Origin of the sequence: Microbispora sp. NPDC049633 (genome assembly GCF_040675265.1) — a bacterium.
Lineage (GTDB): Bacteria > Actinomycetota > Actinomycetes > Streptosporangiales > Streptosporangiaceae > Microbispora > Microbispora maris.
Genome location: NZ_JBFAOO010000342.1, coordinates 1 through 4,327 on the forward strand (window position 1 = coordinate 1; position 4,327 = coordinate 4,327).

The following is a 4,327-nucleotide window of genomic DNA, read 5'->3' on the forward strand; positions in this document are numbered from 1 at the left end:
GACGCGGGGACGGAGGCCCGGGCCCGGCGACGAGGGCGCTGGCCATCGCCGTGCTTCCCGCCATCCTGGCGGCCGGAACGGCCATGGCGCCCAAGGACCCCGGTCCGGACGGGCAGGGCGGCTCCCTCCTGTCCGGTGTCGTTCCGAGCGCCGTTCCCAGCGGTCTGTCCGACGTCCTCGGCGGGGTGCTGCCCAGCACGGTCCCCACGTCCCTGCCCACGGCTCTGCCCACCGACCTGCCCACGAGCCTGCAGGACGCCGTGGGGTCCCTCACCGGCAGGAGGAGTCCCTCGCCGTCGCCCGGGGAGGACGGCGAGGGCGGACCGGGGGACTCGTCCACGCCCGGGGGTAGCGTGCCGGGGGCAGTGCGGGTCGCGACCGAGACGGCCGCCGTCCGCGCGCCCTCCCTGACCATGACCGGGATGAAGTTCACCGGCGTGGTCGAGATGCCCACCGCGACCGGCACGGTCAAGATGCTCCGCTTCACGATGGACAAGGCCGTGCTGGAGCGGCCCACGCAGACGATGGGCCCGACGACGCTGACCGGCAGCACGTTCACCTTCGAGGGCAACGTGGTGATCTGCACGACGAAGATGACCGCCAAGCTTCTCGGCCTGCCGCAGGAGTTCACGGCGGAGCACCCGAACCTCCTGGTCAAAGCGCTCAGGCTGGTGCCGTCTCTGAACGTCCCGCTGACGATGACCGACATCGTGAGCGAGCAGCCGTACGTTACGGCCGACATCCTGCGCGCCGACGACCTGCGCCTCGTGGTCGGCGCCTGACTCAGCGGCGCTGACTCAGCGCTGCCGCAGCAGCCGCAGGGCCTTCTCCTTCTCGAAGTCCAGCGCCCGGCGCGGCGCCTGGATGCGCCCGATGCGCACACCGAGGTCGCGTACGGCCTGGGCCACCGCGGGCTCGGACAGCGCCCGGAGCGCGAAGGCCAGCTCGGCCGGCGAGACGTCGAACCGGCGCTCCAGCTCCATCGCCTGGCGCACCGCCTCCAGTTCGTCGGGCCCGAAACGCCGATGGGCGCCCCTGTCCCGTACGGGCGGCAGCAGGCCGAGGGCCTCCCGGTAGCGCAGCATCCGGGGAGACATGCCGAGCCGCCTGGCCGCCTCGGTGATGCGCATCGTGCCTCCGGTCCCCGTTCCTGGGTCCACGCTAGACAGTCCGGCGGCCCTCCGGCACCCGTCGGCGACGGAATCTCACATTCTTGTGTCAGGTTCGCACGGCTCCGTATGCGTCGGCGCGTCCGCGACGCCTAAACTCGCACCGACGGACAATGGAGGAGACACTCATGGACTTCAAGGTCGCCGACCTTTCGCTGGCGGAATTCGGCCGCAAAGAGATCCGCCTCGCGGAGCACGAGATGCCGGGCCTCATGGCGACCCGCAAGGAGTACGCCGCGGCGCAGCCGCTGCGCGGCGCGAAGATCATGGGCTCGCTGCACATGACGATCCAGACCGCCGTACTGATCGAGACGCTGGTCGCGCTCGGCGCCGACGTCCGCTGGGTGAGCTGCAACATCTTCTCCACGCAGGACCACGCCGCCGCGGCGGTCGTCGTCGGCCCGGACGGCACGGTGGACAACCCCTCCGGTGTCCCGGTCTTCGCCTGGAAGGGCGAGACGCTGGAGGAGTACTGGTGGTGCACCGAGCAGGCCCTCCGCTGGCCCGACGGCTCCGGCCCCAACATGATCCTCGACGACGGCGGCGACGCCACGCTGCTCGTCCACAAGGGTGTGGAGTTCGAGAAGGCCGGCGCCGTGCCGGTCGCCGGTGAGGACGACCCGGAGGAGTGGGCGGTCATCCTCGACACGCTCCGCCGTACGGTCTCCGAGGACAAGTGGTGGACCCGCGTGGCCGAGGAGATCAAGGGCGTCACCGAGGAGACCACGACCGGTGTGCACCGGCTGTACGAGATGCACAAGTCCGGCACGCTCCTGTTCCCGGCGATCAACGTCAACGACTCGGTGACCAAGTCGAAGTTCGACAACAAGTACGGCTGCCGCCACTCGGTGATCGACGGTCTCAACCGCGCCACCGACGTGCTGATCGGCGGCAAGGTCGCCGTGGTCTGCGGCTACGGCGACGTGGGCAAGGGTTGCGCCGACGCGCTGCGCGGCCAGGGCGCCCGGGTCATCGTCACCGAGATCGACCCGATCTGCGCGCTCCAGGCCGCCATGGACGGCTTCCAGGTCACCACCCTGGAGGAGGTCGTCGGCATCGCGGACATCTTCGTCACCTGCACCGGCAACTACGGCATCATCAGCGCCGAGCACATGTCGCAGATGAAGCACCAGGCGATCGTGTCCAACATCGGTCACTTCGACAACGAGATCGACATGGCCGGCCTGACCCGCATCCCGGGCATCGAGCGGATCAACATCAAGCCGCAGGTCGACGAGTGGGTCTTCCCCGACGGGCACTCGATCATCGTGCTCGCCGAGGGCCGCCTGATGAACCTCGGCTGCGCCACCGGCCACCCGTCGTTCGTCATGTCGAACTCGTTCACCAACCAGGTGATCGCTCAGATCGAGCTGTTCACGAAGACCGAGGAGTACCCGGTCGGCGTTTACGTGCTGCCCAAGCACCTCGACGAGAAGGTCGCCCGCCTCCACCTCGACGCGCTCGGCGTGAAGCTGACCACGCTCAGCAAGAAGCAGGCGGAGTACATCGGCGTCGACGTCGAGGGCCCGTACAAGCCGGACCACTACCGCTACTGACAGGCGGGTCGCACGACGAGGGCGCGGGCCCGGGCCCGCGCCCCTCGTCAGGAGGTAGACGGCGTGATTCAGCCGGACATCACGGCGGGCATCGCGGAGGCCGGAGAGCGCCGCATCGAGTGGGCGGCCCGGTCGATGCCGGTCCTGCGGGCGGTCGGCGCCGGTTTCGGTGCCGACAGGCCGTTCGACGGCCTGCGCGTGGCCGCCTGCATGCACGTGACCGCCGAGACGGCGGTGCTCATGGGGGCCCTGCGGGAGGGCGGCGCCGAAATCGCCCTGGCCGCGTCCAACCCCCTGTCCACGCAGGACGACGTCGCCGAGGCGCTCAGGACGTACGGCATCGCCGTCCACGCCCGCGCCGGCGTGGACATGGAGACTTACTACCGGCACATCCACCAGACGCTCGACATCGCGCCGCACATCGTCCTGGACGACGGATGCGACCTCGTCAACACGCTGCACACCGAGCGGGTCGAACTCCTCGACGACGTGATCGGCGGCTGCGAGGAGACCACGACCGGGATCATCCGGCTGCGCCAGATGGCCTCGGAGAACGCGCTGCGCTTCCCGATGGTCGCGGTGAACGACACCCGGACCAAGCGGATGTTCGACAACCGGTACGGCACCGGCCAGTCGACGCTCGACGGCATCATGCGGGCCACCAACGTCCTGCTGGCCGGCCGCACCGTCGTCGTGGCGGGTTTCGGCTTCTGCGGCCGGGGCGTCGCGGAGCGGGCCAAGGGCCTCGGCGCGAGGGTCGTCGTCACTGAGATCGACCCGGTCAAGGCCCTCGACGCCGCCCTGCAGGGCTACGACGTGCGGCCGATGAGCCTGGCCGCCGAGACCGGAGACGTGTTCGTGACCGTCACCGGCAACCGCGACGTCATCCGGGCCGAGCACCTGGCCGTCATGAAGGACGGCGCGATCCTCGCGAACGCGGGCCATTTCGACGTCGAGATCGACGTGCGCGCGCTGGAGGAGATGGCGCGTGAGGTGCGCTTCGGGATCAGGCCCAACACCGACGAGTACGTCCTCGACGACGGCCGCAGGCTGCTGCTGCTCGCGGAGGGGCGCCTGGTGAACCTGACCGCGGCCGAGGGGCACCCGGCGGCGGTGATGGACATGTCGTTCGCCGCCCAGGCGCTCGCCGTCGCCTGGCTGGTGGGCGAGTCGGCCCGGCTGACGCCCGGCGTGTACGACGTCCCCGCCGGCATCGACGCCGAGGTGGCCCGCCTCAAGCTGGCCGCGGCCGGCATCTCGATCGACGCGCTCACCGTCGAGCAGGAGGAGTATCTCCACTCCTGGCGTCTCGGGTCCTGATCTCCGGTCATCGATCCTCCTCACTCGCGCACCCGCCGGGCTCACTGCTGGGGTGGTGGCCGGGGTGGTGGCCGGGGTGGTGGTAGGTGAAGGCCCAGCGGTCTGTGCCGGTCTTGCGGCGGGTGTAGTGGTCGGGGTGTTGGTAGCGGTCGCGGTTGTGGAACTGGCAGGCGGGGCCGAGGAGTTCGAGGTCGGTCAGGCCGCCGGTGCTCCAGTTGTCGGCGTGGTCGATCTGGCACTTGGTGGCGGGCAGGGGGCAGCCGTCGATCCAGCAGGTGGCGT

General features: G+C 70.2%; 5 protein-coding genes. 3 read left to right on the plus strand and 2 right to left on the minus strand.

The genetic code is table 11. From position 1 onward, the window contains the following. On the plus strand, positions 1 to 782 hold a 782-nt coding region (locus tag AB0J39_RS38410; RefSeq protein ID WP_363473977.1), incomplete at its 5' end, for a hypothetical protein. 15 nt (positions 783 to 797) lie between these two features. Here AB0J39_RS38410 and AB0J39_RS38415 read toward each other — a convergent pair. Further along, positions 798 to 1,130, minus strand: a complete 333-nt coding sequence (locus AB0J39_RS38415) for a MerR family transcriptional regulator (RefSeq protein ID WP_346230083.1) — start codon at positions 1,128 to 1,130, stop codon at positions 798 to 800. 167 nt (positions 1,131 to 1,297) lie between these two features. Between AB0J39_RS38415 and ahcY the strand changes: the two genes are divergently transcribed. Both ahcY and AB0J39_RS38425 read left to right on the plus strand, forming a co-directional pair. Further along, positions 1,298 to 2,725 (plus strand): adenosylhomocysteinase, encoded by a 1,428-nt coding sequence (gene ahcY / locus AB0J39_RS38420; protein ID WP_363473979.1) that lies wholly within the window; start codon positions 1,298 to 1,300, stop codon positions 2,723 to 2,725. Between the two features lie 63 nt (positions 2,726 to 2,788). After that, positions 2,789 to 4,045 carry an adenosylhomocysteinase gene (locus AB0J39_RS38425; RefSeq protein WP_363473981.1) on the plus strand — a complete coding sequence of 419 codons (1,257 nt, stop codon included), beginning with the start codon at positions 2,789 to 2,791 and terminating at the stop codon, positions 4,043 to 4,045. 7 nt (positions 4,046 to 4,052) lie between these two features. On the opposite strand, the gene AB0J39_RS38430 is transcribed toward AB0J39_RS38425, so the two are convergent. Continuing rightward, positions 4,053 to 4,327: HNH endonuclease signature motif containing protein (locus tag AB0J39_RS38430; RefSeq protein WP_363473983.1), on the minus strand; the 275-nt coding region annotated here is incomplete at its 5' end.